Below are 24,834 nucleotides of genomic sequence, written 5' to 3'. Positions count from 1 at the left end.
GGGGCTGCCCGCTTCAGGAGGCGGTCCGCAGCTCGGCGGCGCGGGCGGCGCGCATGCCTTCCCAGCGCTTGGCGGCGGGCGCGGGCAGGTCGAACTGGTCGAGGACTCGGGCGGCGATGTGATCGACGATGTCGTCGACGGTCGCCGGGTGGTTGTAGAAGGCGGGCATCGGCGGCACCATCTGCACGCCCTGCCGGGCCAGGGCGAGCATGTTCTCCAGGTGGATCTCGCTCAGTGGCGTCTCACGCGGTACGAGGACGAGCCTGCGACGCTCCTTGAGTACGACGTCGGCGGCGCGGGCCACCAGGCCCTCCGCGTATCCGGCGCGGATTCCGGCCAGCGTCTTCATGGAACAGGGCACGATCACCATGCCGTCGGTACGGAACGAACCGGAGGAGATGGTGGCGCCCTGGTCGTCGGGGTGATGGGTGACGTCGGCGAGTGCGCTCACCGCAGCGGCCGAGAGGCCCGTTTCGAGCTCGATGGTGGTGCGGGCCCAGCGGGACAGGACGAGATGGGTCTCCACGTCCGGCAGCTGGGCCAAATTCTCCAGGAGCCGCATACCGATGGCCGCTCCCGTTGCTCCGGTCATTCCCACGATCAGCCGCACTCGCCCACTCCTCGCACCGAACCAACATCGAACCAACACCGCGATGACCTGCGCTTTTACTTCTGCGCACCCGTTGTCTCCAGGCTAGGAGGCAGATGTCCCGGGTCGGCGGTACGCTCGGGACTCGCGATGGGGAAAAACGGACACTCTGATGTCAGGGACCTGGATTACACGGCGGCGGTGGGTGCGCCCACCGGTGTCGAGGTGGTCGATCTCGGGGGCCTCTACGAACGCTCGCGGCGGCACGGCAACGACCCGTACGCGTCGTTGCGCCCCGCCTTCCATCAGCTGATCGCGGTCCGCTCGCGGCCACTGCGGATGGCGGTGGATTTCGTCGAGCACGAACTGCCGCCCGGATCCTGGCTGTGGATCCGGGCAGGGCAGGTGCAGCGGTTCGGCCGGGATCTGGCCGCGGCGGACGGGGTGATCGTCCTGTTCCAGCCCGGATTCCTGCCGCCCGCGACCGTGGCGGCCGCACACATGGATCCCCCCTACGAGCAGCAGCCCCTTGTGCCCGAGGGCGAGCAGGCGCAGGCGCTGCAACGGGCCCTGGGCCATCTCACGTACGAGTACGACGCGATGGCCTCGCTCCCACTGGACTCACATGTCGAAGTGGTGAGGCACCTGGTGTCCGTCCTGGTGCTGCGCCTGGCGGCCGTGCGGGGCGCGGCGCCCTCGCAGGGCCCGGTGAGCGAGGTGTTCCGGCGTTTTCACGACGCGGTGGAGCGCGACCACGCGGTGACACGGCGGGTGGAGGACTACGCGGCCGCCCTTGGCTACAGCCCGCGCACCCTTTCCCGGGCGACGCTGGCCGTCACCGGGGCGAGTGCGAAGAAGTTCGTCGACGAGCGAGTGCTTCTGGAGGCCAAACGCCTCCTGCAGCACAGCAGCCTCCCGGCGAAGGAGATCGCCGGGAGGCTGGGGTTCGCGGACGCGAGTGACTTCAACAAGTTCTTCCGTCTGCGGACGGGCACGACTCCGGCCGCGTTCCGCGCGCAGGCGCTGGGTCAGGTCCCCTTCGGCCCCGCCTGAGGTGCGGCTTCCGGTCAGGCACCTGTCACCTCATCGCCGTCACAGGAGCTCGGCGAGACGGTCCACCTGGTCCGGATCGAGGCCGTAGCAGTAGAGCATCACCTCGTCGGCGCCGAGGTCGGTGAAACCGGCGATGGCATCACGGATCTCGGTCCGTGTGGTGCACAGTCCGGCAACCATGCGGTCGGCCATGCCGGTGAAGGCGTAATAGGCGTGCATGTTCGTCCGGGCGTCATGGACCACGTCCTGGGGGCCGAGCGCGACGTTGATCTGCGCGACGATGCGCGGTTCGCCGTCACGGTCGTACTCCTTCCAGAACTTGCGGGCGGTGTCGAACAGTCCGCCCGCCCAGGAGGGCGGAGCTGCGGCGAGGAAGCCGTCACCCCAGCGTGCGACGCGTTCGATGGCGGCGGGCTTGAAGCCCCCGAAGAGCACCTCGGGGCCGCCGGGGCGGGCGGGCGCGGGACCGATCGGGCCGACACCGTCCCCGTACGGCTCGCCGGACCACAGGCGGCGCATGACCGCCATCTGCTCGTCGAGGCGCCGCCCTCGGGTGCGTATGTCGATGCCTGAGACCTGGTGGTCGTCGTCCCGGCCACCGACGCCGAGGCCGAGGACCAGGCGGCCACCGGACATCTGGTCCAAGGTGGCGGCCTGTTTGGCGAGGAGGGCGGTGTCGCGCAGCGGGGCGAGCAGCACCTCGGTCTGGACGCGGATCCGTGAGGTGGCGCCCGCCAGGAGGGCGAGCGCCACCAGGGGCTCGGGGTTGTCGTAGACGAGGCGGTCGAGCAGGCCGAGTGTGCTGAAGGGACCCGCATCGGCGCGCTGGGCCCAGGTGAGCAGGGTGGCAGGGTCGCCGATGGGCAGACCGATACCGACGTTCATGACGGAGACCTCCGAAGGAAGGGTCGACAAAGTAGGCTGCCGCCCCTTCGGCACCTCAGTGAGGTGGGACGCTCTCGCTCTGCGGCGTGCTTCTGGGGAGCGTCTCGTCGAAGTGCTTCCACTTTAGAGTTCGTCGGTTCGGTGGGACAAGCAGATTCACGCCGTCCCCGGGTAAATCACCGGTGGATGTCCGCGCCGGGGCCGAGCGGCAGGTCCAGGCCGTAGAAGAGGCCGAGGACCGCGAGCCAGGCGATCAGGAACGGGACCACGAACACCGAGAGGCGGGACAGGACCGTGCCGAGCTGCGCCCCGGGTTCGTAGCGGCGCAGGATCGTCAGCATCAGGAAGACGTACGGATTGAGCGGCGTGATCATCTGGGTCGCGGAGTCCCCGATCCGGAACGCCGCCTGGGTGACGGCGGGTTCCATGCCGAGGAGCAGGAACGCCGGGACGAAGACCGGCGCGACCAACGACCACAAGGCCGAGCCCGAGGTGACGAACAGGTTCAGGACGCAGACCAGGAGGACGAACAGGACAAGCCCTGTGAAGCCGGTGAGGCCCGCGGACTCCAGGAGGTTGGCGCCGTTCACCGCGAGCAGCGTACCGACGTTGGACCAGTCGAAGACGCCGATGACCTGGGAGATCACCAGGATCAGCACGATGTAGCCGGACATTCCGGTGATCGAATCGGCCATCATCCGGGGAGCGTCCTCGGCGCGCTTGAGCGTGCCGACGGTGCGGCCATAGACGACACCGGCGAGGACGAAGGCGACGAACAGCAGCGGCACGATGCCGTCGAGAACCGGCGACGGAACCAGCGCGCCGCCCTCGCCGCGCAACGGGGAGCCCGGCAGCAGCCAGCAGGTGACCACGACGGCCGCGTAGAGCAGCACGGCGAGACCTGAGCGCAGCAGGCCCGTGCGCTGCCTGGCGGTGACGACGACGGAGGGGCGTGCGGTGGCCGCCGCGTCCGTGCCTGCCGCGCCCTCGGTCGCGGCCTGGTGCTCCTCCTCGGCAGCGGCCTCGGCTTCGGCATCCGGGTCCGGCTGGGGCAGCCGGGGCTCCAGGACGCGGGAGATCAGGAAGCCGCCGATCAGGGCGAGCACGCAGCTGGCAGCGGCCGTGTAGAAGTAGTTGATGAGGATGTGCGTGGGGGCGCCCTCGCCGCTGGGCACGACCGCGGCGGCCTGATGCGTGATGCCGGTGTAGAGCGCGTCGAGCGCGCCGATCGAGAAGCCCGCGGCGTAGCCCGCGCAGGTGCAGGCGAAGCCGCCGATGAGGCCAGCGATGGGGTTGCGGCCCGCGTTCTTGAAGGCGAGTGCGGCCAGCGGCGGGATCACCAGGATCGCCACGTCGCTCATCAGGTGTGCCTGGCAGGCCACGAAGGCGACCAGGTAGGGCAGCAGCCGCTTGGGGGCCCGTGCGATGGAGGCGCGTACGGCCGTCTCGAGGAGGCCCGTCTTCTCGGCCACGCCGACCGCGGCCATCATCAGCAGGACGGTGCCGAGCGAGGGGAAGCCGGTGAAGTTCGGGATGAAGTTCTCGAGCAGCCAGCGCACACCCTCGCCGCTGAACAGGCCCTTGACCGCGAGTGTCTCGTCCTCGCCCGGCACCGTGACGGTGGCGTCGGTGGCGGCGAGGACCGTCGAGACCGTGCCGATGATCAGGAACAGACCGAGGAAGAGCAGCACCGGGTGGGGCAGCTTGTTGCCCGCACGCTCGATGCCGTTCATGACCTTGTCGAGCACGGACTTCTTGGGCGGCCCGCCCGGCGGTGTCTTCGCGGAGGTGACCGAGGTGCTCATCCGGCGGCTCCTTCCGATGGTGCGCCGTTGGCCGCGGGGGCGGGGGTGGCCTGTGCCAGGCCGAGCGTGTCCTTGCGTACGGCGCCGCGCTGGGCGACGAGCACGACGCGCGCCGGGTCGGACAGCAGCGAGATGTCCGCGATCGGGTCGCCGTCGCACATCACCAGGTCGCCGTGCTTGCCGGTCTCGAGCGTGCCGATCTCCGCGGACAGGCCCAGGAGTTCGGCGGCGCTGCGGGTGCCCGTCTCGATGGCCCGGGCCGGACTCATGCCGAGTGACACGAGGTGGGAGAGCTCACGCAGGTTGCGGCCGTGCGGCACCATCGCCGCGTCGGTGCCCATCGCCATGCGTACGCCGTCGGAGATGGCCGCGGCGATGTTCTCCCGGGTGATGCCGGACCAGCGGATCTTCTTCTCGTAGTGGAAGGGCTGCATGGTCGAGCGGTCGATGCCGTCGAACACCGTCGACAGGGTCGGCACCACGAACGTGCCGTGCTCGCCCGCCAGTTCCCGCGCCTGCGCGGTGAGGCCGTAGCCGTGCTCGACGCTGCTCACGCCGCCGCGGATCGCGTTGACGATGCCCGCGGTGCCCTGCGCGTGGGCGGCGACCGGGCGGCCGCCGTGCCGGGCCACCTCGTCGACGACCGTACGGATCTCCTCGACGGTCAGGCCCTCGTCGTCGGGCTGGTCGTAGGGACTGCTCATCCCGCCGGTCGCGCAGACCTTGATGACGTCGGCGCCGGAGCGGAGCAGGCGGCGCACCGCGACGCGCACCTCGTCCGGGGTGTCGGCGATCTCGCCCACGCCGGCGCTGGGGTCGAAGCCGCACTCCGAGCGGAAGTCGGCGTGGCCTCCGGTGTGGCTGAGGATGCGGACCGCCGTGTGCAGCCGGGGTCCTGTGGTCAGGCCCACCGCGACCGCGTCCCGGTAGCCGGCCGGCAGTCCGCCCAGGTCACGGGCGGTGGTGATACCGGCGTCCAGGGTGATCCGCAGCCGCTCGGCGGTGCGGAACGTCTCCAGGGTCTGGTCGCTCTCGTGTCGGCGGACCATCTGCCGGGGCGATTCGATGGCGAGGTGGACGTGGGTGTCGATGAATCCCGGCAGGACCGTGCGTCCTGCCGCGTCCACGGTCCGGGACCTGGCGGGGGCCTCCGGTGCCGTGGCCGCCGGTCCCGCGTGGACGATCGTGCCGTCCTCGTCGATGTCGATGACGGCGTCCGTCACGGGGTCCGCTCCGGTGCCGTCGACAAGACGGGCCCGGATGATGCGCAGGGAGGAAAACTGTGCGTGGCTCATGGCCGACGATCCTCGGTATCAGGGATGACGCGTGTGTAAAATCGCCGGAATCCTTCACCAAGACGCCTCCAATGCAGAATTCGGCATCTCTCATGGATACGCAGCAGTCGGCACACCACCTCGACGAGCTGGATCTGGCCATCGTGCACGCCCTCCAGATCCAGCCCCGGGTGCCCTGGGTACGGATGGGCGAGGTCCTGGAGGTCGACGCGGTGACGGTCGCCCGCCGCTGGGACCGCATGGTGCGCGCGGGCATCGCCTGGGTCGACGGCTACCTGTCCCCCGGCCACGACGAGGGCGTCTACGCCCAGGTCGAGATCGACATGGGCGGGCGGCTGAGCGAGGACACCGTCGGGCAGCTCGCCCGTGACCCCCATGTGCTGAGCCTCAAGCAGACCTCGGGCGAGCGTGATCTGCTCGCGATCGTCGCCGCCGTCGACCTCGACGGCCTCGCCCGGCTCTCCGGCGAGCGGGTGTCGCAGCTGCCCGGCGTGCGCGCCGTACGCAGCCATGTCATCACCGCGGCGCCCTTCGAGGGGGCCTCGTGGCGGCTGCGCAGCCTCACCCGGCAGCAGCGGACCGCGCTCGCCGTGGAACGGCCCGCGCTGCCCGACGAACCGCTGCGGCCCCTCGACCGCAGGATCGCCCTCGCGCTCGGCGCCGACGGCCGGATGCCCCTGACGGACCTCGCCGAGACCGTTGGCGCATCGGCCGCGACCGTCCGGCGCCGGCTGCGCGTCCTGACCGGCACCGGGCGGCTCTCGCTGCGCTGTGCGCTGGCCCGGCCGCTGACCGGCTTCCCGGTCTCGGTCGTCTACTTCGGCTCGGTGCCCGCCCAGCATCTCGACGAGACGGTGAGCGCGCTGCGTACCCTGCCCGGTCTGCGCATGTGCAGCATCACCGCGGGCGCGCACAATCTGATGCTCGACATCTGGCTGCCGGACCTGTCCGAGGTCCACACCACCGAAGCGCTGCTCAACAGCCGCCTCGCGCACCTGGATCTGCGGATCACGGAGCGCGCCGTGGTGCTGCGCACGATCAAGCACGCGGGGCGGGTCCTCGACCGCCGGGGGCACAGCGTGGGGTCGGCGCCACTCAACTACTGGGACGCGTAAGGGCGTTGCGCGGATCATCCGTACGAAGCACCGGCTCACGCGCCCGTCTCCCTCGTAGCCGCACGTCAGTCGGCCACCTTCCCGTCGACTCCCGGGGTCGTGCGGGCGGGCTTCCCTTGGCTGAAGGCGACGGACCCAGCGAGGTCCTTCTGGGCCTCGAGTGCGGTCAGGCGTTCGGTGAGTGCTGCGTGGATCGCGTCATAGGTGTCGGAGCCGAGCGACAGGCGCAGGGGCGGGCTCGGGTGGCGGGTGGTGGCGTGGATGGCGGCGGCCAACTTGGCCGGGTCGCCGGTGAATGCGCTCTCGTCGGCGGATTCCAGGTAGCGCCTGGTCTGCCCGACGGCCCTGTCACGGTAGGCGGCCGTTTCGGTGGTGTAGTGCAGGGCCGAGGCGAAGCCGGTGCGGGTGGCGCCGGGCTCGACCAGCGTGAGGTGAATGCCGAAGTCGGAGACCTCGCGGCTGACGCTCTCGGTGAAGCCCTCAAGGCCCCACTTGCCCGCGTGATAGGAGCTGTGGGTGGGGATGCCGATCTGGCCGCCCACGCTGGAGATCTGGATGATCCGGCCTCCACCCTGCTCCCGCATCGGCTGCAGGAAAGCCCGGGTGATCATCATCGGGGCGAGCAGGAGGACCTCGATCTGGTCGCGTATCTGCTCGGCGGTCATCTCCTCGGCGGCGCCCACGACCGCGTATCCGGCGTTGTTGACCACGATGTCCACCGGACCGGACCGAAGTGTCCTTGCGACCACCCTGTCGACGTCGGCCGGCCGGGTGAGGTCGAGGACCTCGACGGTCAGCCGTCCGCCGTACGTTTCGCGCAGGTCCTCAAGAGCCGCGGGTCGGCGGAGCGTCGCCGTGACGCGGTCGCCGTTGCGCAGGGCGAGTTCGGTGAGGTGGCGGCCCAGACCGCCGGAGGCCCCGGTGATGAACCAGTGACGTACGGCCTTGTCGGAGAGAGCGGGCACGGGATGCTCCTGGAGTAGGGTGCTACCGGAACGTATTCCGGTTAGACATTAAGCGGAATACGTTCCGGAAAGCAACCGGCGACCCACAGCGAAGGAACCCGTATGCCCGCCGCACCTCGCCGCACCAGGAGTGACGCGCTGCAGAACCGGGAGCGCCTGCTCGAGGTCGCCGCTCAGGCCTTCGCCGAACAGGGTCTTGACACCGCGCCTGCCGCCATCGCCAAGCAAGCGGGGGTCGGCGTGGGCACCCTCTATCGGCACTTCCCGACGCGGGAAGTCCTCATCGACGCCGCCTACCGGCGCCAGCTCACCCAGGTGTGCGAGAAGGTGGACGATCTCATCGCCCGTCATCCGGCCGCCGAGGCCACCCGGATGTGGATGGAGCACTTCATCCGCTACGCCACGGCCAAGAGCGGTATGTCCGAAGCCCTCAACGCGGTCATCGCCTCCGGGATCGACCCGTACTCCGACAGCCGCACGCTGCTCACCGACGCCGTCGCCACGCTCCTCGCGGCCGGCGCCCGGGACGGCAGCCTGCGGACCGACGTCGCCCCCGACAATGTCCTGCTCCTCATGGGCGGCATCGCCTATTCAGCGCAGCACGGCACCGAAGAGCAGGCCCGCCCGCTCGTCGACCTCTTCATGGACGCGCTGACGAAGGATGCGACCGGGATCAGCGGCCGGTGAGGCCGAGTCGGCTTGCGTTCACACCCGCCTGGAACCGTGAGTCGGCCTCCAGCACGGTCATCAGGTCGGCCACCCGCCTGCGATAGGTCCGTACGGACATACCGACGCGGCGTGCGCCCGCGGCGTCCGTGAGTCCGGCCGCGAGCGCCTGCAGCACGGCGAACGAGTCGGCGTCCAGGCCCCCGGTCTCCCTCCGCAGGTAGTCCGAGAGAGGGGTACCTGCATCCCACGTGGCACACATGAGGGCGTGGACACCCCCGACGAGAGCCGGTGCGGTCGTGATCGTGAACTCGCGACCGCGTGCGCCACTGCGGCCCGCCAGGATCATCACCCGCCGGTCGATGATGATCGTCTCGTGGGGCAGGCTCGCGGCACGCACGCGCACCTGCCCACCGGCGTCCGCGACATCGAACAGGTGCAACCGCTGTTCCTCGTCGGCCAGTACGGCCGGTGTGTAGAGCTTGCGCACGGCCACGCCTTCGGCTGCCCGGGGGCGCAGGCGGCGCACCATCGCCTTCCTCGCCTCGGGCCGCGCCCAGGTGTGCAGGTCGTTCGCGGCGCAGAAGAACTCCCGCGTCGTCTCGCCGAACAGCGCGGCGGTCCGCGCGGCCAGCTCCTTCTCGCCGTGCACCGTCAGCGTGGTGTGGTCGGTCACGCTCCCAGTCTCGCTCATGACGGTGGCAACACGTTGCCATATGGCCCTGTGAAGGCCCCAGCGGGTTGAGGGTGGGGACATGACTACAGAGATCACGGCCGCAGCGAGCGGCCAGTTCATGCTCGGTGGCGACCGCTCCGTCAACCGCCTCGGCTTCGGCGCGATGCGGCTGCCCGCAGGCACTTTCACCGGTCCCGCACGCGACCCGCAGACCGGCGTCGCGGTACTGCGGCAGGCAGTCGACGCGGGTGTCGACCACATCGACACGGCCGGCTTCTACGTTCGGGGGGAGGTCCGCGCCAACGAACTGATCCGCAAGGCGCTCGCGCCCTACCCGGCCGAACTGTTGATCGCCACCAAGGTCGGCCCGCTGCTCGCGGCGGACGGCGTGCCCAGCGGCCAGGCAGGACCCGAGCAGCTGCGCGGCCTGGTGACCGAGGACCTGCGCGCCCTCGGTCTCGACCGACTCGACCTTGTGTATCTGCGGGTCGGAGGAGTGAACAAGCCGGGTGGCGAGAGCGTGGCCGACCGGTTCGCGGCGCTGGCGGAACTGCGTGCGGAGGGTCTGATCCGCCACCTCGGGGTCAGCAACGTCGACCTGGCGCAACTCGACGAGGCACGGGGCATCGCGCCGGTCGTCGCGGTCCAGAACCAGTACCACGTGCATCGTCACGATGACGCCGCCGTGCTCGCGCGCTGCGTGGAACACGGCATCGCCTACGTGCCGTTCTTTCCGCTCGGTGGCGGCTTCGATCCGATCGAGCACGACCGTCTCGCGCAGGTCGCCAAGAGGCACGACGCGACGACCTCACAGGTCGCCCTCGCCTGGCTGCTCGCGAGTTCACCGAACATGCTGGCCATCCCCGGCACCGGTTCGCCCGCACACCTCGCCGAGAACCTCGCCGCGGCCGGGCTGCGCCTCGACGCCGCCGACCTCGCGGAGCTGAAAGCCTGACAGTCCTCGTGGCGCTTCACCGGTCGGTGGTCTCCCGGCTCGCAGCCAGGCCGCCGGCCGGCGCTCTCGCACGTCGCGCCGCGCCAAGAGGCCCTAGGCAGCGGCGAAGTCCACTTCGGCCGCGGGCAGCACCCGGACGCTCCGCCCCGGGAAGCGGAGGTTCCGGAAGATCTCGTTGTGGTGGGCGATCGACTGTGCCGGCGAGGCGAACTCGCCACCGTCCGACCGGACGGACGTGGTGTGCCCGTCGGCGGCCACCACCAGGTCGTATCCGTGGCTCAGCGCCCGCCGCGCCGTCGTGTCCACGCAGATCTCCGTCGCGAATCCGGTGACGACCACCTCGGTGGCTCCCAGCATCTTCAAGGTCTTGTCGAGATCCGTGCCGAGGAAGCTGTCCGGGCTGGTCTTGCGGACCAGCAACTCGTCCTCGGTGGGGGCAAGTTCAGGCACGACTCGCCACCCTTGGGTACCCGCCTCCATCCCGTCGCCCTGGTCCTGGACCGTCACCACGGGTACACCGGCGGCTTTCGCGCGTTCGCGCAGCCCGGCGATCACAGCGACGGTCTCGGTAGCCCGGTAGGCGATGGCGACCGGGGTGTTCTGCATGTCGATGACGAGGAGCACGGAGGCGTGTGGCATGGTCACACCATAGAGGACCCTCCAACGAGGGCTCTGGCGCTCCTTGGAGGGCTGGATCCAGCCACCGCTCTCTACCGTTTGGCCAGTGCCTTACTGAGAGCCGCGCGGACCGGGCCGGGCAGCGGCTCGCCCTCCGTCGTGGCGATCAGCTCTTCCGCCACGGCACGCAGTTTGGTGTTGGAGCGTTGCGACACCTCGACCAGAACCTCCCACGCCTCATCCGCGGTACACGGCCCCAGGGACATCAGCATGCCCCGCGCCTGGTCTATGGACGGATGAGACTCCATGGCGCGATGCAGTTCATTGACCTCGGTGCGCAGCGCCTTGATCTCGGCGGCCTCATCCGCACAGTCGTCGGAGGCCTGCTGATCGGCATTCTGATGAGGATTCAGTGCCGACGTGTTGAGAGATTCCGACGAGGAAGCCACCTGCTCTACCTCTCCTCATTTACCTACGCAGAACCTGTCTGGCCGACAGTGCGGCCGATGAGGTGAGCATCGCAGATCCCCCACATCCATGGCCATAGTTTGCTGACTCCGTGCATGTGGCGGCGCCGGTGGCTGTCTGTCCCAACCGACCGGCGCCTACGTTGCACAGCGCTGTGCTATCGCTTTGCTCGGGTAGCCAACTACGCCGCTCTGAAACCGGCGCCGCGCTTCGACATCGACCGCGTTTTCGGGGCGTGGACCATCTCAAACAACACCCCTTCGGGCGGGGGTGCACGCTAGCGTCACGGCAACGCACTGTTCGGCGGGAGGGGCAAAGGATGCGGCGCTCGGCTGAGCATTACACGCTGCTGCAACGCGTGGCTGACGTGCAGCGCACAACCGATGGATGGGCCACGGCAGGACCCGGACTCGATGAACGCGCCATGGGCCCCCTGGTGAAACTCGGGCTGGTCCGAGTGGCTCCCCGCGAGGAGCAGGCGGAGCTCTCGGCGAAGGCCGGCCGGGCAATCTCGTGGGCGGTGCAGCTGACGGACGACGGGTGGGACGCGCTCCTGTACGTACAGGCCCGGGCGGCTCCGCCGCATGTCGAGGCTCCCTCGCCCGGACTGCAGCAGGTAGGCCTGCGCCGCGCGGATCTGGACACGCTGAGGCGTTTCCTCGCTCTGCGCGGGCGACTGCGTCGTGGACCGGCGTCGGGTCTGGAGTCGGCGGTGGAAGGGGCGCGGTTCAACGCCGCGTCCAACAGATGGGTCGTGTATGTGAGCGGTGAGCAGATGGAGTCGATGGCACGGGCGTTCTTTCTCGAGCGGCTCGGTGGGTCGGCGGCACCCGCCAACCGTTTCGCCCGGGTGTACGGGGTGAGCTATACGCCCCCTCCTGCCCTCCTCACTCCTGAGCCACAGCGCGGTGAGACCGGCTAGTGCTGTGACCGGGGCGAGTGTCTGGCAGCGCGACGTGCCGCCCCGCAGGCCGGGCAGTGTGCCCGGGGGATCACTCGAACCGGGGCTGTGCGGGCTGCTCAATACGCCAGCTCCCCGATGCCCCCATCAACCCGCAGCACCGTGCCCGCGGTGTAGGCGGACTCGTCCGAGGCGAGGTACACGGCCGCCTTCGCCAGCTCCGTGGCGGTTCCCAGGCGGTGCAGGGGTACGGTCTGCCGGAGTTCCTCATAGAGGGCGGCCTGGCGTTCGGGGCCGAGGGGGGCGAACGCGTTGGTGACGGTCGGGCCCGGGCTCAGTCCGTTGACGCGGACGCCCCGGTCCTTCAGCTCGTAGGTCAGGCCGCGCGTGTAGGAGAGCAACCCCGCCTTGGCCGCGCCGTAGACCGTCGCGTTCTCGTGTCCTATGTACGCGGAGACCGAACCGACGAGGATGACCGATGACTGCTGCGAGAAGAGCGGCAGCAGGTCTCTGATCAGGAAGAACGGCGACTTGAGATTGGTCGCGACGAGCCTGTCGAACGCCTCCTCGGTCCATGCGTCGAGCGGTAGGTGGGTGACGTCTGCGGCATTGCTCATCAGGACGTCGAGCTTGGGCCACTCCGTCCGCAGCCGTGCCGCGAGTGCCGCCTGGCCGGGTACGTCGCCGGCGTCGCTGGCGATGGTCAGCAGCGGGCCTTCCAGTTGCCGGGCTGCCTCGTCCAGCCTTTCCCGGGAGCGGCCGGTGATGGCGACGGTCGCGCCTTCGGCGAGGAACTGGCGGGCCGTCTCCAGGCCGATGCCGCTCGTCCCTCCGGTGATCAGTGCGTGCTTCCCTGCAAGACGATTCACTGTTCTGAACTCCTCAGATCGCGGTCCGGCCGCCGTCGGCGGCCACGATCGCTCCGGTTACGTAGCTGGCTCGGTCACCGGCGAGGAAGGCGACCACCTGAGCCACTTCGGCCGGGTCCGACGTGCGCTTGAGCGCGGTGGTCCGCCCCATGCCGCCCATGTCCGGGCCCATCGCCGCGACCACCTTGGAAGTGCGCATCGGCCCTGGGGCCACGGCGTTGACCCGCACGTTCGACTCGGCGAACTCCGCCGCCCAGGTGCGGGTCAGCGATTCGAGTGCCGCCTTGGTGGCGCCGTAGACGGCCATGCCCGGCATGCCGAGGCCGGCCGCGGTGGAGCTGATGTTGACGATGCTGCCGCCGCCGCCCGCGGCCATCTTCTCCGCGAACAGCGCGGTGAGCAGGAACGGTGCGCGCACGTTGACGGCGAAGGCGGAGTCGTAGCTCGCGAGGTCCTGCCCGGCGGTCGGGGCGAACGTCATCACGCTCGCGTTGTTGATCAGGATGTCGATGGTTCCGGCGCCGTCGGCCAGTTGCCGCACGGCCGCCGGGTCTGACAGGTCGGCGACGACGAACCGCACCGTTCCGGCCAAGGAGCCGCCACCGGCCGCGCGTATGTCCGCCACCACCTGGGCACCGCGCTCGGCGTCGCTGCCGGTGAGGATCAGGTCGGCCCCGCCCACGGCCAGCACCTTGGCCGTCGCGTGCCCCAGCCCGCCGATCGCGCCGGACCCGGTGACGAGTGCCGTCTTGCCTGCGAATTCCATGTTCTTCGCCCTTCACGCCGGCCATTGGCCAGCGACTTCTGTGCGCTCGTTCAAGAAGTAACGCAACGGAAGCTACGACTTCTTGAACGCACAGTCAAGAAGTCGTAGTCTTGGTCGCATGGCACGAACCGGACGGCCCCGCGAGTTCGACAAGGAACAGACGCTGGCGCGCGCACTCGAACTGTTCTGGTCCCGGGGGTACGGGGCGACGTCGGTCCAAGACCTGGTCGACGCGCTGGCCGTGGAGCGCGGCAGTCTTTACGGAACGTTCGGTGACAAGCGCCGCTTCTACCTGGACGCCGTCAGGCTCTACTGGGAGGTGTACGAGCGGCACCTGACCGCCGCGCTCGACACCACCCCGCTCCTACCGGCCCTGCGCGAGATCCTGACCCACCCGGCGCGGCTGGACGAACTGATCTCCGACATGGGCGTGCCGCAGGGCTGCCTGGTCGGCAACACCACCGCCGAACTGGTCCCCCAGGACGGTGAGGCCACGGAGGTCGTGACCCGCTCGTACCGCCGGTTCATCGAGATCGTCACCGACGCGCTCCGCCGCGCCCAGGCCGCCGGCGAGGTCACGGCCAACTCCTCCCCCGAGGCCCAGGCGCAGCTCCTGCTCTACATCGTCCAGGGCCTGTCGCTCGTATCGAGGGCGGGTCTCGATCAGAGCGCGGCGCTGGCTGCGATCGATACGGCCGTGGACGGGCTGCGGGCCTGACCAGTCCGGCCCAGCACCCACCAACGCGACCAGCGACCCAGCGAACCTTCCCGGTCGCAGCACCAGCCGCTCGGTGCCCAAGGCCGCCCGCGACCGGCGGGACTGCACTGGTGAGGGATCTATAGGCTGCCCATGTGGCCAGTACAGAGGATTCAGCGTTCAGCGGCACTGCGGCATCGGACTCGGCGCCGACAGATCTGCAATCGTTCGCGGTGCAGTTGCGGCGCATGAACGGCGAGCTCAACCGGCTGATCCACGGTTTCGCCGCCGACCACGATCTGCACGCGACGGACGTCCAGGCCCTTGCCGCCATTCTGGACGCGGATGATCCGCTCACTCCGGGACGGCTGCGCGACCATCTGGGGCTGACCTCGGGCGCCGTCACCGCGTGCCTTGACCGTCTTGAACGCGCCGGGCACATCCGCCGGACACGGGACAGTGAGGACCGCCGAGTGGTGCATCTGCACTACGCTCCCGGCGCCAAAGCGGCGGCGCGCACCTTCTTCCAGCCGCTGGCCGCAGCAACGGAGAGCGCTCGCGTGCGGTTCAGCGAGGACGAACTCGCCGTGGTGCTGCGCTTCCTGGCCGCGATGAACGAGGAACTCTCCGAGCTGCGCGGGCGTCAGCGCTAGGCCCGCAGCGACAGGTCCGCCCGCCAGGTCGGGCATCTCCGTGGTACACCCGCCGGGCACTCGTGGCGATCAAGATGATTCAATCATTGAGATTCTTATTCGTTGAGGTATTAAGCCCGGAAGGAGCTCCATGTCCAGAGGTACGCGCCTGGCACGCTGGCTGGTCCCCGTCGTCCTGCTCGTCGCCTGGCTCGGCATCGGCGGAACGCTCGGGCCCTACGCCGGAAAACTCGGCGAGGTCGCCACGAACGATCAAGCCGCCTTTCTGCCGCAGAACGCCGAGTCGACGCAGGTCATCGACGCCCAGCGGAAGTTCCGTCAGGAGGAGACCCTCCCCGCGATCGTCGTCTGGACCGCGGACGGCGACACAGGCGGCACACAGTCCGACGGGATCGATCAGGCCCAGAAGGACACCGCCACCCGGGCGCTGGCTTCCCTGAGCGACGTGTCAGGGGTTACGGGGCAGGTGTCCCCCGCGGTGCTGTCCAAGGACGGCCAAGCGCTGCAAGGTGTCGTACAACTGCGGCCCGACCTCGGCGACGAGCTGGAAGGAACCCTGGAGCAGGTCAGGCAGGCAGCGGCGAAGGTGCCAGGAACCGACGCCCAGGTGGCCGGTCCCGCGGCCAGTCAGGCCGACCTGTCCGACGCCTTCGGGGGCATCGACGGCCTCCTGCTCGGGGTAGCCCTGATCACCGTCCTGGTGATCCTGCTGCTCGTCTACCGCAGCGTGCTGCTCCCGCTCGTCATCATCCTCGGGGCCGTCTTCGCCCTGGGGCTCGCCTGCGGAATCGTCTACGTGCTCGCCGACCACGACATCGTCCGGGTCGACGGCCAGGTCCAGGGCATCCTCTCCATCCTGGTCATCGGCGCCGCGACCGACTACGCGCTGCTGCTCACCGCGCGCTTCCGTGAGGAACTGGCCGTCAGCCGCGACAGGGTCGCCGCCATGCGGGCGGCGCTGCGCCGTTCGCTCGGTCCCATCGTCGCCAGCGGCGCCACGGTCGCCCTTGGACTGCTCGCACTCCTGCTGAGCGACCTCACCAACAACCGCGCGCTCGGGCCCGTCGGGGCCATCGGCATCGCCTGCGCCGTACTGAGCACGCTCACCTTCCTGCCCCCGGTCCTGATCCTCCTCGGGCGCGCGGCCTACTGGCCCGCCAAGCCCAGGTCGGCCACGGAGAAGTCCGCCGGGCAGGGCGTGTGGACGCGGATCGCCTCGCTCGTCGACCGGGCGCCGCGCAAGGTCTGGGCCGGCACCCTGGTCGGCCTGTTCATCTGCACCGCCTTCGCCCCGACCCTCCAGTCCAAGGGCGTGCCCCTGAACGAGATCTTCGTCAACGACGCGCCCTCCGTGGCCGCGCAGAAGACACTCGGCAAGCACTTCCCCGGAGGATCGGGCAATCCGGCCGTGGTGGTCGCTGATGCCGACAGGCTCGAGCAGGTCACGGCGGCGGTCGAACGCACCGACGGGGTGTCATCGGCTTCGGCCGTGAGCGCCTCCGGCCGACCGGGCGCGGAAGAGCCGCTGGTCGTCGACGGCCGCGTACGTATCGACGCCACTCTGGAGGACTCCGCCGACAGTGACGCGGCAAAGGACACCGTGGCCCGGCTGCGCGACGCCGTCCACACGGTGGACGGCGCCGACGGACTGGTCGGCGGCTACACCGCGCAGCAGTACGACACGCAGCGGACCGCCGAGCACGACCGCAAGCTCATCGTTCCGGTGGTCCTCGTAATCATTCTCGTCATCCTGATCGGGCTGCTCAGGTCGCTGCTCATGCCGGTCCTGCTGGTCGCGACGGTCGCGCTCAACTTCGTGGCCACTCTGGGAGTCTCCGCCCTCGTCTTCCAGCACGTACTGGGATTCAGCGGGACGGACTCTTCCGTACCGCTCTACGGCTTCGTCTTCCTGGTCGCCCTCGGCGTGGACTACAACATCTTCCTGATGTCACGGGTCCGCGAGGAATCACTGCGCCACGGGGCGCGCGAAGGGGTGCTGCGCGGCCTGACCGCGACCGGTGGCGTCATCACATCGGCCGGGGTCGTGCTCGCGGCGACCTTCGCGGCGCTCGGCATCATCCCGCTGGCCTTCCTCGTCCAGATCGCGTTCATCGTCGCCTTCGGAGTCCTGCTGGACACCCTGGTCGTACGGTCGCTCCTGGTACCGGCTCTCGTCCGCGACATCGGCCCGAAAGCGTGGTGGCCGGGGGCCCTCAGCCGTACGGGACGCGACTAGGCACAGCCAGCCGCGCCAGGCGCAGCGACCCGGGCCGGGTACGGGTCAGGTGCCCGCCGTGACCGGCGATTCGGTCTTGTCGCCCACGGAGTCCCGCGTCGCGGACTTCGGTACGGGCTGGTCCTGGCGCAGCGCGGTCCACACCCGCTGCGACGCCTTGTCCAGCGGCAGGACCCGGCCCGAGTCCTGGGAGTCGTAGGTGACCGGCATCGTGACCATGTTGGTGCGGTCGGGGCTGATGCCCTTGAGCTCCTTGGCCAGACCGAGGAGCTTGTCCGCCGAGGCCAGGCCGGAGTCCGCGCTGATGCTCTTGGTCGCGGTGTCCGCCAGGTCGTAGGACTTGGCGGGGCTGCCCAGCGGGTCGACGGTGTCGGCGCGGTGGATCAGCGCCTTGATGAACGCCTGCTGGAGCTGGATGCGGCCCAGGTCGCTGCCGTCACCCACGCCGTGCCGGGTGCGGACGAGCTCCAGTGCCTGCTTGCCCCCCAGCGTGTGCTTGCCCGCGTTCAGGGCAAGGCCGCTGTTGGGGTCCTTGATCGCCTTGTGGGTGGTGATGTTCACGCCGCCGAGCTCGTCGATGAGCTTCTGGAATCCCTTGAAGTCGACTTCGAGGTAGTGGTCCATCCGGAGGTTCGACATCTTCTCGACCGTCTTCACGGTGCACGACGGTCCGCCCACTTGGTAGGACGAGTTGAACATGGCCTGCTGCGCGCCGGCCGCCTTGCCGCCCTGCGGCTTCGCACACTGGGGCCGCTCGACCATCGTGTCGCGCGGAATGCTGACGACCGAAGCCTTCTTGTGGGTCTTGTCGACGTGCAGGACCATCGCCGTGTCGGCGCGGGCTCCGCTGACACCACTGCCGTACTGGCCGTGGGTTCCCGCCCGGGAGTCGGACCCGAGCAGGAGGATGTTCATCGAGCCGTCCTTCTGCTGACCGGGCCGGTCGTGCCCGAGGGCGGCGTTCATGTCGGTGCCATGGATGTTGCCGTTGAGGTGCTGCCAGGCGTAGGCGGCGCCTCCTCCGCCGATCAGGACTGCTCCCAGGGCGCCCCATGCGACGTATCGCAGGGTCTTCTTCCGTGGCTTGCGCCGGGAGCCTCGTACCCGCGCGGGCCCGTAGTCGGGCACTGCGGGGCCTGCGGGCTCCGCGGCCATGTGCGCCTGCTGCTCGTTCCCGCTCTCGTGCGGCATGCGCTGCCCCTTTTCGTTGACCGGTGGCTCAGTTGCTGCGTCGGCCGGTGGCTCAGTACGCGGAGTCGACGTTGTCGATCGAGCCGTACTTGTCGGCGGCGTAGTTCGCGGCCGCGGTGATGTTGGCGACCGGGTCGGTCAGGTTATTGGGGGTGCCCGAGACGTGGTACGCGTCGAAGGTGGGCTGGATGACCTGGAGCAGTCCCTTGGACGGGGTGCCTGCCTGCGCGTTGACGTCCCAGCCGTTCTGGGCGTTCGGGTCACCGGCGGACTCGCGCATGATGTTGCGGTGCAGACCCTCGTAGGAGCCGGGGATGCCCTTGGACTTCATGATGTCCAGGGACTCGCGGATCCAGCCGTCGAGGTTGTCGGCGTGGGGCTTCTTGGCCGCGGCGGCCTGGGTGGCCTTCGTGCTCGCCGCGGTCGGCTCTGCGGCCTGGGCGGGCGAGGGGACCAGCGTGAGGGCTGCGGCCGCGGCACCGGCGGTGGCGATGCCGGCGACGGAGATCTTGCGCAGTCGGGCGGTGCGGGTGGTGCGGCCGGTGCTGGTCTGCGTCTGGGTCGTGGCCATGCGGGGGAACTCTCCAATGCGAAGTGAGTGGGGGGCTCGGTCGAATCGAGCTGATTCGCTCGGTTCGGTCCCGATTCCCCGCCGGAACTTCAGCAAGGGTTAGCGGTGGCCGGAGCGGGACGCAACGATGTGACGTACTACCCCGGTACGCAGGACGCCCTGGTCAGAGGCCACACAGGAGACCCGCGGCCGTCCACGGGGGCCTTGAGGTGTCTACTACCGTCGTTAGCATGTGACGTGGCTCCTATGGGTGGGCTCACAGCTTCGGCCGTGTTTGGCGCGTCCTCGGAGATTGGAAACGGGGTCCAGGGGGTAGGCACCCCGGCTCGACGTCGCTGCGCAGCTGGCGTCCGGGGGATTCTCCGCGAACACGCAGGTCAGGTCGCCGTCGACGCCTTCACTGTGCCGTCCGCGTACAGCGTCAGAGCTGACTGCCGCCTCGGCGGCTCGCGGTGAAGCGGGACGGGGGCATGCCGAAGGCACGGGTGAAGGCGGCGGTGAACGCCGCGGGAGAGGCGTAGCCGATGCGGGCGCCGACTTCGCTGACCGACGCGGTGCGCAGCAGCGGTACGGCAGCGAGCAGGCGGGCGCGCCCCCGCCAGATGGCTGGGCTCTCACCGGTCTCGGAGCGGAAGCGTCGCGTGAAGGCCCGTTCGCTCATGGCCGTCCTGGCTGCCCATACGGCGTTGGTGGCGTCGGCGTCGGGTGCGGCCAGGTACTCGCGGCAGAGGCGCGCGAGGTCGGCGGAGGCGGGGATCCCGACGTGGAAAGGGAGCGGGGCGCGCTCGGCGATCTCGTACAGGAGGAGCGTGGCGATGCTTCCCTCGCGCCCGGAGAGGCTGTAGTCGGCCTCGAACTCGGCAGCGGCCAGGAGCAGCTCGCGCAGCAGCGGCGGAACGTCCACGACCGTGCAGGTGGCGGGCCACCAGGGGACGGCGTGCGGCTCGATGTACAGGCTGCGGGTGCTGACCTCCAGCATGCGGACCCGGTGCCGTGTGGCGGGCGGGATCAGCACGGCCCGCTCGGGCGGAACCGTCCAGGTCCCCTCGGCGGTGTCGACGACCATGACGCCGGTGGCACCGTGGAGGAACTGCGCGCGCCGGTGTTCGTGCCAGTCCAGGATGTGCCCGGGCGGGTAGTCGGTACCGATCGGCAGGACGGCCCGGTCGACGTGGTCGACATCGGCCAGCGGGACGTTCTTCACCCGCCCACCCTAGAGGCCGCTACTGGCCGACACGCGAAAGAACTGTGCCGACCATCGCATGCGAGTAGATCGTCGCGGCTGGTGAGGTGGGACCCATGGACTTCGTGACGTTGGTCGGGGTCGGGCTCCTCACCGGGGTGACGACCGTGTTGTTCGGTTTCGGTGGAGGGTTCGTCGCGGTGCCGGTCGTGGTCTGGGCGGACGCCGCACTCGGCGCGGACGCAATGCGGGTGGCGACGGCCACCTCTGCCCTGGTGATGGTGGTGAACGCGGGGTTCGCGACGGTCGTCACGCCGCGGCGGGTACTTTTCGCGCTCCGCGGCAGCGGCAGGCTGCTGCTCCTGCTCGCGGTCGGCGCGTCGGCCGGTGCGCTGGCCGCGCGCCTGGCCTCGGACGACCTCGCCCACTGGGCCTTCATCGCGTACGTCGCGCTCACCATCGCCGACTTGCTCCTGCGCCCCGGTTTCCTGCGCCCGCACGCGGGGGTGGAGAGGGAATCCGTGGATCCGCGACCGCTGCCGTCCTTCTTCGGCGCACCGATCGGTGCGGTGGCCGCCTTCCTCGGCGTGGGCGGCAGCGTCATGACCGTTCCCGCGATGCGGCGGGCCGGGCACACGATGCGGGTGGCGACCGCGCTGGCCAACCCGCTCACCCTCGCGATCGCGCTCCCCGCCACCGCGGTGTCCCTGGGGGTGGCAGCGGTGCCCGCCGCCGCGAACGCGCAGGTGCATCTGGTGGGCCTGATCGACCTGCGCGCCGCGTCGGCGCTGCTCCTCGGGGCGCTGCCGGTCATCGCTGTGCTGCGGCGGCGCCCGCCGCGAATCCCCGACCGCGCCCACGCCTGGGCCTACGTCGCACTGCTGGCCATGGTGACGGTCGCGATGCTGCTCTTGGTCTGACGGGCCACTTCACCGGTTCGGCCGAGGACCGGAGCGCGGCAGGGGGCCTTGTCTGCGGCTGGGCACCTCATCCAGCGAGCGGTGCCGAGATCTAGCGAGCGGCGCCGAGCCAGTCCTCATAGCGGGTGGAGGCAATGCGCGCGTCAGGTCCTGCGACAAGAACATCGCCTTCGACGGCGCCGAACATGCCCGCCTTCGCGTCGGTGACGACGGTGCGGGGGTCCTTACGGGCCGCCAGCGTGAGACTGCCGAGCTCGTCGAGCCGGAAGACGTCGGGTCCGGCGACGTCGAGCGTGCCGTTGAGCGGCGCGGCGGTGGCGACGTCGGCGAGGGCCTGGACCACGTCGGCCGTCGAGATGGGCTGGATGCGCGTGGCGGGAAGGCGGACGGTCCGCTCGTCGGCCTCCCAGGACATGACCGCGTCCATGAACTCGAAGAACTGGGTGGCGCGCACGATCGAGTACGGGGTGGGCCCCTGCCGCAGCAGGTCCTCCTGGAGGGTCTTCGCACGGTAGTAGTCGAGCTGCGGCACCTGGTCGACTCCGACGATGGAGAGGATGACCTGGTGGCGCACGCCCGCGCGCTCCCCCGCGGCGAGCAGCTGATCCGTGGTGGTGCGGAAGAAGTCGGGGGACGCTTCGTCGAACGTGGGTGAGTTCGACACGTTGACGACCGTGTCCGCGCCCTTGAGTGCCTGGTCGAGGCCCGCGCCGGTGAGCAGGTCGACTCCGGTCGACAGGGATGAGGCGACCACCTCGTGGCCTGCCTCGCGAAGCCGTGAGACGAGCTGGGAGCCGATCAGTCCGGTACCGCCGATGACCGTGATGTTCATGATCGAACCCTTCTGTGAACCGAGTACCACTGTCGCAGCAAACTCGGATATCTGTTGTCCGAGATGTTACTCGGATAACCTGTATCCGAGTCAACTGGGAGGGCGCATGAAACTGTCCGGCGGCGTGGAGTGGGCACTGCACTGCTGCGTGGTGCTGACCGCTGCGACCGAGCCCGTCCCGGCTGCCCGACTGGCGCAGCTGCACGACGTCTCGCCCAGCTACCTGGCCAAGCAGATGCAGGCCCTGTCCCGGGCGGACCTGGTGAAGTCCGTCCAGGGCAAGACGGGCGGATACGTACTGACCAGGGAGGCCGCCGACATCGCGGTCCTGGATGTGGTGCACGCCGTCGACGGGGCGAGCCCGGCGTTCGTGTGCACCGAGATCCGCCAGCGCGGCCCCTTCGGGACGCCTCCCGACGACTGCACCGAGCCGTGCCCCATCGCCCGCGTGATGGCCGCGGCCGATGCCGCCTGGCGGGCGTCGTTGCAGGCGGTCTCCATCGCCGATCTGGTCGGCGCGGTGGAGCAGAACAGCGGACCGGAGGCTCTGCCGACCATCGGTACGTGGCTCAACGCGGTGAACGGCTCCGACGGCTGAGGGAAACGCTCCGCCGCTCCACTTCCTCAGCGTCCACAGGGGTCACAGGGGTCACAGGGGCCTGGATGCTGTACACGTCGCCGCCGACCCGCAGATTGCCCGCAGATTGTCCGGCGGACGGGCTGTACTCGCCGTACGTGCCGGTGACGGAGACGGCCACGCGGGAATCGGGCTGCCAGAAGGTTCGGAAGTGCGGGGCGTTCGCCGGGAGTTCGGGGATCTCCGGTCAATCGACTTTCCGCCAATGGCTGTGGGTAGGGTGATCGAATGACATCTCGGGGGCGCACACTCAAGATCACAGCGGCACTGGTGCTGTCGGCACTCGCACTGACCGGCTTCACGACGGGGCGGGGTCACGGCGGTGGCGGTCGCCACAGCAGCGGTAGTGGCGGCGGAGGCGGCTGCAGCAGTTCGAACCAGGACCACGACAGTTCGTCGTCGAGCAGCTCCGGATCCTCTGGATCGACGACATCCGGTTCGAGCTACGACGACGATGACGATTCATACGGCAGCGGCGGCGACGCAAGCAGCAGCACCGGCGGTGGCACATACCACCGGCGACCGACCCACCACTCCACCCCCTCCAGCTCTCCCGGCGGCGAGCAACTGGAGGACGCGAAGGCCACGTTGGTGAGCTGCGCGACCAAGAAGGCGCCGTACGCGACGGTCAGGGTGACGAACGACAACAAGAAGACAGGCCGCTTCTGGGTGTCCGTCACCTTCGTGGACGCAGACGGCGTCACCATCATCGAGGAGAGCGAGAAGGTCAAGGTGTCCGGGAAGGGCAAGGCCACCGCACGGGTGAACATCGGCGGCGAGGGCCTGGTCGACTCGGTCGATCACTGCGAGGTCGACCCACTAGCAGTCCCCGTATCCAGCTGAGCCGGTCCAGCTGATCCCGACTCTCTCTTTCCGACGCGCTCTCGCCTCCGCGACAAGCTGAACGGCATGGGCCCGTCCACTGTCCACCCCGTCCTCCCCGTCTTTCCCGGCGTCGGGTTCTTCACGATCACCTTCGAGAACTCACATGGACGCCCGTGGAAAACCCCGCGGAGGTCGTCGAGGTCGGTGACGAGATCTCCGTCGTCATCGCCGGAACTCCCGCCCGCGTTCAGGGGCGTCTCGGACACGGAGCGTCGCAGCCGTGTCCGGAGGGCAGCGCGAGCGACGCGCTACGAAGTCAAGGACGCATGCCGTGCGACAGGCAGGGCCGATCGACCCTCACCAGTGCGCTCCGGCCGACCGATCTCAGCCCAGACCGCGTCGAGGGACAGGCCCAGAGCGTCGGCGAGTGCCGCGATGGTCGGAAAGGCCGGGGTGGCCACGCGGCCGGATTCGATCTTCCGGAGAGTCTCGGGCGAAATGTGCGCGGCGAGCGCGACGTCGAGCATGGAGCGACAGCCCCGCGCCCGTCGCAGCAGGGCACCGAGGCGCTCTCCGCGTTCTACTTCGGCGGGGGTGAGCGGCAACCTGACCATGACCCCATTCTAATACCGGTACAGTTAGACCGGTATAGTTATTGGACGCACGCGAAAGGCCCCCCATGATTGAGATCCTGAGCCGCCCCCTGCTCGACCGGGCAAAAGATACCGGCGCGCTGGTCGGCGACATCCTGCAGACACTGAAGCGCCGCAGCACGGTCGGCGCGAACCTCCTGGACATCGACCAGTGGGCCAAGGAGATGATCACAGAGGCGGAAGCACAGTCCTGCTACGTCGACTATGCCCCCTCCTTCGGGCGCGGCCCGTTCGGTCATTACATCTGCACAGCCGTCAACGACGCCGTGCTTCACGGACGGCCCCACAACTACACGCTGGCCGACGGTGACCTGCTCACACTCGACCTTGCCGTCTCCAGGGGCGGAGTGGCCGCAGACGCCGCCATCAGCTTCCTGGTGGGGAAGGCCAGGCCCGCGGACAGCGTCGCGATGATCGAGACAACCGAGCGCGCGCTCGCCGCGGGGATCGCCGCTGCCAAACCGGGCGCGCGCATCGGCGACCTCTCCCACGCCATCGGCACAGTCCTCGGCGAAGCGGGCTACCCGATCAACACCGAGTTCGGCGGTCACGGCATCGGCTCGACCATGCACCAGGACCCGCACGTCGCGAACACCGGACGGCCCGGGCGTGGATACAAGCTGCGCCCTGGACTGCTGCTGGCCCTGGAGCCCTGGGTCATGGCCGACACCGCCAGGCTCGTCACCGATGCCGACGGCTGGACGCTGCGCAGCGCAACAGGCTGCCGGACCGCACACAGCGAGCACACCATCGCCATCACCGACGACGGAGCTGAAATCCTCACTCTGTCCAAGCAGGCGCGGCCGTAAG

At 69.5% G+C, this 24,834-nt stretch carries 27 protein-coding genes; 12 read left to right on the top strand and 15 right to left on the bottom strand.

Translation table 11 applies throughout. The features are described from left to right. Positions 1-13 precede the first annotated feature (13 nt). Positions 14-610 (bottom strand): non-oxidative hydroxyarylic acid decarboxylases subunit B, encoded by a 597-nt coding sequence (locus ACZ5CR_RS26190; RefSeq protein WP_468861540.1) that lies wholly within the window; start codon positions 608-610, stop codon positions 14-16. Positions 611-739: 129 nt separating this feature from the next. Here ACZ5CR_RS26190 and ACZ5CR_RS26185 point away from each other — a divergent pair, with 129 nt between their 5' ends. Then, complete coding sequence (locus ACZ5CR_RS26185) at positions 740-1,642, top strand: helix-turn-helix domain-containing protein (RefSeq protein ID WP_468861539.1); 903 nt, start codon at positions 740-742, stop codon at positions 1,640-1,642. 39 nt (positions 1,643-1,681) lie between these two features. Here the strand turns inward: ACZ5CR_RS26185 and ACZ5CR_RS26180 are convergent, their stop codons facing one another. The 3 genes from ACZ5CR_RS26180 to ACZ5CR_RS26170 all read right to left on the bottom strand — a co-directional run bounded on the left by ACZ5CR_RS26180 (position 1,682) and on the right by ACZ5CR_RS26170 (position 5,627). Continuing rightward, a complete protein-coding gene (locus ACZ5CR_RS26180; RefSeq protein ID WP_468861536.1) occupies positions 1,682-2,527 on the bottom strand; it encodes an LLM class flavin-dependent oxidoreductase in 846 nt (281 codons plus the stop codon). A 176-nt stretch (positions 2,528-2,703) separates the two neighbouring features. Continuing rightward, entirely contained in the window at positions 2,704-4,332 is a 1,629-nt protein-coding gene (locus ACZ5CR_RS26175; protein ID WP_468861534.1) for an AbgT family transporter, read from the bottom strand. Further along, the gene (locus ACZ5CR_RS26170; RefSeq protein ID WP_468861532.1) at positions 4,329-5,627 is read right to left on the bottom strand and encodes a metal-dependent hydrolase family protein; all 1,299 of its coding nucleotides are present in this window, start codon (positions 5,625-5,627) and stop codon (positions 4,329-4,331) included. Before ACZ5CR_RS26170 ends, ACZ5CR_RS26175 begins: the two co-directional genes overlap by 4 nt. A 92-nt stretch (positions 5,628-5,719) precedes the next feature. Between ACZ5CR_RS26170 and ACZ5CR_RS26165 the strand changes: the two genes are divergently transcribed. Then, positions 5,720-6,742, top strand: a complete 1,023-nt coding sequence (locus ACZ5CR_RS26165) for an Lrp/AsnC family transcriptional regulator (RefSeq protein WP_468861530.1) — start codon at positions 5,720-5,722, stop codon at positions 6,740-6,742. 65 nt (positions 6,743-6,807) lie between these two features. On the opposite strand, the gene ACZ5CR_RS26160 is transcribed toward ACZ5CR_RS26165, so the two are convergent. Further along, positions 6,808-7,707 carry an SDR family oxidoreductase gene (locus ACZ5CR_RS26160; protein ID WP_468861528.1) on the bottom strand — a complete coding sequence of 300 codons (900 nt, stop codon included), beginning with the start codon at positions 7,705-7,707 and terminating at the stop codon, positions 6,808-6,810. A gap of 102 nt (positions 7,708-7,809) precedes the next feature. Between ACZ5CR_RS26160 and ACZ5CR_RS26155 the strand changes: the two genes are divergently transcribed. Beyond that, positions 7,810-8,394 (top strand): TetR/AcrR family transcriptional regulator, encoded by a 585-nt coding sequence (locus ACZ5CR_RS26155; protein WP_468861525.1) that lies wholly within the window; start codon positions 7,810-7,812, stop codon positions 8,392-8,394. On the opposite strand, the gene ACZ5CR_RS26150 is transcribed toward ACZ5CR_RS26155, so the two are convergent. Continuing rightward, positions 8,381-9,049: a helix-turn-helix transcriptional regulator gene (locus ACZ5CR_RS26150; RefSeq protein ID WP_468861523.1), complete on the bottom strand. Its 669-nt coding sequence runs from the start codon at positions 9,047-9,049 to the stop codon at positions 8,381-8,383. The genes ACZ5CR_RS26155 and ACZ5CR_RS26150 overlap by 14 nt on opposite strands. Positions 9,050-9,128: 79 nt before the next feature. Between ACZ5CR_RS26150 and ACZ5CR_RS26145 the strand changes: the two genes are divergently transcribed. Next, entirely contained in the window at positions 9,129-10,004 is an 876-nt protein-coding gene (locus ACZ5CR_RS26145) for an oxidoreductase (RefSeq protein ID WP_468861521.1), read from the top strand. Positions 10,005-10,097: 93 nt separating this feature from the next. Here ACZ5CR_RS26145 and ACZ5CR_RS26140 read toward each other — a convergent pair whose 3' ends face one another. Both ACZ5CR_RS26140 and ACZ5CR_RS26135 read right to left on the bottom strand, forming a co-directional pair. Beyond that, entirely contained in the window at positions 10,098-10,643 is a 546-nt protein-coding gene (locus tag ACZ5CR_RS26140) for an isochorismatase family protein (RefSeq protein ID WP_468861518.1), read from the bottom strand. Positions 10,644-10,714: 71 nt separating this feature from the next. Continuing rightward, complete coding sequence (locus tag ACZ5CR_RS26135; RefSeq protein WP_468861515.1) at positions 10,715-11,071, bottom strand: ANTAR domain-containing protein; 357 nt, start codon at positions 11,069-11,071, stop codon at positions 10,715-10,717. Positions 11,072-11,448: 377 nt separating this feature from the next. Between ACZ5CR_RS26135 and ACZ5CR_RS26130 the strand changes: the two genes are divergently transcribed. After that, complete coding sequence (locus ACZ5CR_RS26130) at positions 11,449-12,012, top strand: DUF6417 family protein (protein WP_468861513.1); 564 nt, start codon at positions 11,449-11,451, stop codon at positions 12,010-12,012. Between the two features lie 98 nt (positions 12,013-12,110). Here the strand turns inward: ACZ5CR_RS26130 and ACZ5CR_RS26125 are convergent, their stop codons facing one another. Then, positions 12,111-12,860: an SDR family oxidoreductase gene (locus ACZ5CR_RS26125; protein WP_468861510.1), complete on the bottom strand. Its 750-nt coding sequence runs from the start codon at positions 12,858-12,860 to the stop codon at positions 12,111-12,113. Positions 12,861-12,873: 13 nt separating this feature from the next. Beyond that, positions 12,874-13,626 (bottom strand): SDR family NAD(P)-dependent oxidoreductase, encoded by a 753-nt coding sequence (locus tag ACZ5CR_RS26120; RefSeq protein ID WP_468861508.1) that lies wholly within the window; start codon positions 13,624-13,626, stop codon positions 12,874-12,876. Positions 13,627-13,744: 118 nt separating this feature from the next. Between ACZ5CR_RS26120 and ACZ5CR_RS26115 the strand changes: the two genes are divergently transcribed. The 3 genes from ACZ5CR_RS26115 (at position 13,745) to ACZ5CR_RS26105 (ending at position 17,212) form a co-directional block, all read left to right on the top strand. After that, a complete protein-coding gene (locus tag ACZ5CR_RS26115) occupies positions 13,745-14,344 on the top strand; it encodes a TetR/AcrR family transcriptional regulator (RefSeq protein WP_468861506.1) in 600 nt (199 codons plus the stop codon). Positions 14,345-14,478: 134 nt separating this feature from the next. Further along, positions 14,479-14,976 (top strand): MarR family winged helix-turn-helix transcriptional regulator, encoded by a 498-nt coding sequence (locus ACZ5CR_RS26110; protein ID WP_468861504.1) that lies wholly within the window; start codon positions 14,479-14,481, stop codon positions 14,974-14,976. A gap of 130 nt (positions 14,977-15,106) precedes the next feature. Beyond that, on the top strand, positions 15,107-17,212 hold the full coding sequence (locus ACZ5CR_RS26105; protein WP_468861502.1) for an MMPL family transporter: 2,106 nt from the start codon (positions 15,107-15,109) through the stop codon (positions 17,210-17,212). A gap of 45 nt (positions 17,213-17,257) precedes the next feature. On the opposite strand, the gene ACZ5CR_RS26100 is transcribed toward ACZ5CR_RS26105, so the two are convergent. From ACZ5CR_RS26100 to ACZ5CR_RS26090, 3 genes are all read right to left on the bottom strand, one after another. Further along, positions 17,258-18,403 carry an LCP family protein gene (locus tag ACZ5CR_RS26100; RefSeq protein WP_468861500.1) on the bottom strand — a complete coding sequence of 382 codons (1,146 nt, stop codon included), beginning with the start codon at positions 18,401-18,403 and terminating at the stop codon, positions 17,258-17,260. Positions 18,404-18,455: 52 nt separating this feature from the next. Next, positions 18,456-18,974, bottom strand: coding sequence for a transglycosylase SLT domain-containing protein (locus ACZ5CR_RS26095; RefSeq protein ID WP_468861496.1), 519 nt, complete (start codon positions 18,972-18,974; stop codon positions 18,456-18,458). A 421-nt stretch (positions 18,975-19,395) separates the two neighbouring features. Next, positions 19,396-20,178: an AraC family transcriptional regulator gene (locus tag ACZ5CR_RS26090; RefSeq protein WP_468861494.1), complete on the bottom strand. Its 783-nt coding sequence runs from the start codon at positions 20,176-20,178 to the stop codon at positions 19,396-19,398. Between the two features lie 95 nt (positions 20,179-20,273). On the opposite strand from ACZ5CR_RS26090, the gene ACZ5CR_RS26085 reads away from it, so the two are divergent. Next, on the top strand, positions 20,274-21,077 hold the full coding sequence (locus tag ACZ5CR_RS26085) for a sulfite exporter TauE/SafE family protein (RefSeq protein WP_468861492.1): 804 nt from the start codon (positions 20,274-20,276) through the stop codon (positions 21,075-21,077). Between the two features lie 91 nt (positions 21,078-21,168). Here ACZ5CR_RS26085 and ACZ5CR_RS26080 read toward each other — a convergent pair whose 3' ends face one another. Further along, entirely contained in the window at positions 21,169-21,909 is a 741-nt protein-coding gene (locus ACZ5CR_RS26080) for an SDR family oxidoreductase (protein ID WP_468861490.1), read from the bottom strand. Positions 21,910-22,015: 106 nt separating this feature from the next. On the opposite strand from ACZ5CR_RS26080, the gene ACZ5CR_RS26075 reads away from it, so the two are divergent. Together ACZ5CR_RS26075 and ACZ5CR_RS26070 are read left to right on the top strand one after the other, a co-directional pair. Continuing rightward, positions 22,016-22,507, top strand: coding sequence for an RrF2 family transcriptional regulator (locus ACZ5CR_RS26075; protein WP_468861487.1), 492 nt, complete (start codon positions 22,016-22,018; stop codon positions 22,505-22,507). Between the two features lie 267 nt (positions 22,508-22,774). Continuing rightward, positions 22,775-23,389 carry a hypothetical protein gene (locus tag ACZ5CR_RS26070; RefSeq protein WP_468861485.1) on the top strand — a complete coding sequence of 205 codons (615 nt, stop codon included), beginning with the start codon at positions 22,775-22,777 and terminating at the stop codon, positions 23,387-23,389. A gap of 290 nt (positions 23,390-23,679) precedes the next feature. On the opposite strand, the gene ACZ5CR_RS26065 is transcribed toward ACZ5CR_RS26070, so the two are convergent. Continuing rightward, positions 23,680-23,985 (bottom strand): helix-turn-helix domain-containing protein, encoded by a 306-nt coding sequence (locus ACZ5CR_RS26065; RefSeq protein ID WP_468861482.1) that lies wholly within the window; start codon positions 23,983-23,985, stop codon positions 23,680-23,682. A gap of 65 nt (positions 23,986-24,050) precedes the next feature. Here ACZ5CR_RS26065 and map point away from each other — a divergent pair, with 65 nt between their 5' ends. Further along, positions 24,051-24,833 carry a type I methionyl aminopeptidase gene (map, locus tag ACZ5CR_RS26060; RefSeq protein ID WP_468861481.1) on the top strand — a complete coding sequence of 261 codons (783 nt, stop codon included), beginning with the start codon at positions 24,051-24,053 and terminating at the stop codon, positions 24,831-24,833. The last annotated feature ends 1 nt before the right edge of the window (position 24,834 follow it).

Source organism: Streptomyces sp. NPDC031274 (assembly GCF_055570235.1).
This window is presented reverse-complemented; position numbering and strand designations above follow the sequence as displayed.

Excerpts from the sequence above, each read along its gene's own strand:
- ACZ5CR_RS26185 (WP_468861539.1), top strand. The coding sequence starts at position 740 with ATGGGGAAAAACGGACACTCTGATGTCAGGGACCTGGATTACACGGCG.
- ACZ5CR_RS26180 (WP_468861536.1), bottom strand. The coding sequence starts at position 2,527 with ATGAACGTCGGTATCGGTCTGCCCATCGGCGACCCTGCCACCCTGCTC.
- ACZ5CR_RS26175 (WP_468861534.1), bottom strand. The coding sequence starts at position 4,332 with ATGAGCACCTCGGTCACCTCCGCGAAGACACCGCCGGGCGGGCCGCCC.
- ACZ5CR_RS26170 (WP_468861532.1), bottom strand. The coding sequence starts at position 5,627 with ATGAGCCACGCACAGTTTTCCTCCCTGCGCATCATCCGGGCCCGTCTT.
- ACZ5CR_RS26165 (WP_468861530.1), top strand. The coding sequence starts at position 5,720 with ATGGATACGCAGCAGTCGGCACACCACCTCGACGAGCTGGATCTGGCC.
- ACZ5CR_RS26155 (WP_468861525.1), top strand. The coding sequence starts at position 7,810 with ATGCCCGCCGCACCTCGCCGCACCAGGAGTGACGCGCTGCAGAACCGG.
- ACZ5CR_RS26145 (WP_468861521.1), top strand. The coding sequence starts at position 9,129 with ATGACTACAGAGATCACGGCCGCAGCGAGCGGCCAGTTCATGCTCGGT.
- ACZ5CR_RS26140 (WP_468861518.1), bottom strand. The coding sequence starts at position 10,643 with ATGCCACACGCCTCCGTGCTCCTCGTCATCGACATGCAGAACACCCCG.
- ACZ5CR_RS26120 (WP_468861508.1), bottom strand. The coding sequence starts at position 13,626 with ATGGAATTCGCAGGCAAGACGGCACTCGTCACCGGGTCCGGCGCGATC.
- ACZ5CR_RS26115 (WP_468861506.1), top strand. The coding sequence starts at position 13,745 with ATGGCACGAACCGGACGGCCCCGCGAGTTCGACAAGGAACAGACGCTG.
- ACZ5CR_RS26105 (WP_468861502.1), top strand. The coding sequence starts at position 15,107 with ATGTCCAGAGGTACGCGCCTGGCACGCTGGCTGGTCCCCGTCGTCCTG.
- ACZ5CR_RS26100 (WP_468861500.1), bottom strand. The coding sequence starts at position 18,403 with ATGCCGCACGAGAGCGGGAACGAGCAGCAGGCGCACATGGCCGCGGAG.
- ACZ5CR_RS26095 (WP_468861496.1), bottom strand. The coding sequence starts at position 18,974 with ATGGCCACGACCCAGACGCAGACCAGCACCGGCCGCACCACCCGCACC.
- ACZ5CR_RS26085 (WP_468861492.1), top strand. The coding sequence starts at position 20,274 with ATGGACTTCGTGACGTTGGTCGGGGTCGGGCTCCTCACCGGGGTGACG.
- ACZ5CR_RS26080 (WP_468861490.1), bottom strand. The coding sequence starts at position 21,909 with ATGAACATCACGGTCATCGGCGGTACCGGACTGATCGGCTCCCAGCTC.
- ACZ5CR_RS26075 (WP_468861487.1), top strand. The coding sequence starts at position 22,016 with ATGAAACTGTCCGGCGGCGTGGAGTGGGCACTGCACTGCTGCGTGGTG.
- ACZ5CR_RS26070 (WP_468861485.1), top strand. The coding sequence starts at position 22,775 with ATGACATCTCGGGGGCGCACACTCAAGATCACAGCGGCACTGGTGCTG.
- ACZ5CR_RS26065 (WP_468861482.1), bottom strand. The coding sequence starts at position 23,985 with ATGGTCAGGTTGCCGCTCACCCCCGCCGAAGTAGAACGCGGAGAGCGC.
- map (WP_468861481.1), top strand. The coding sequence starts at position 24,051 with ATGATTGAGATCCTGAGCCGCCCCCTGCTCGACCGGGCAAAAGATACC.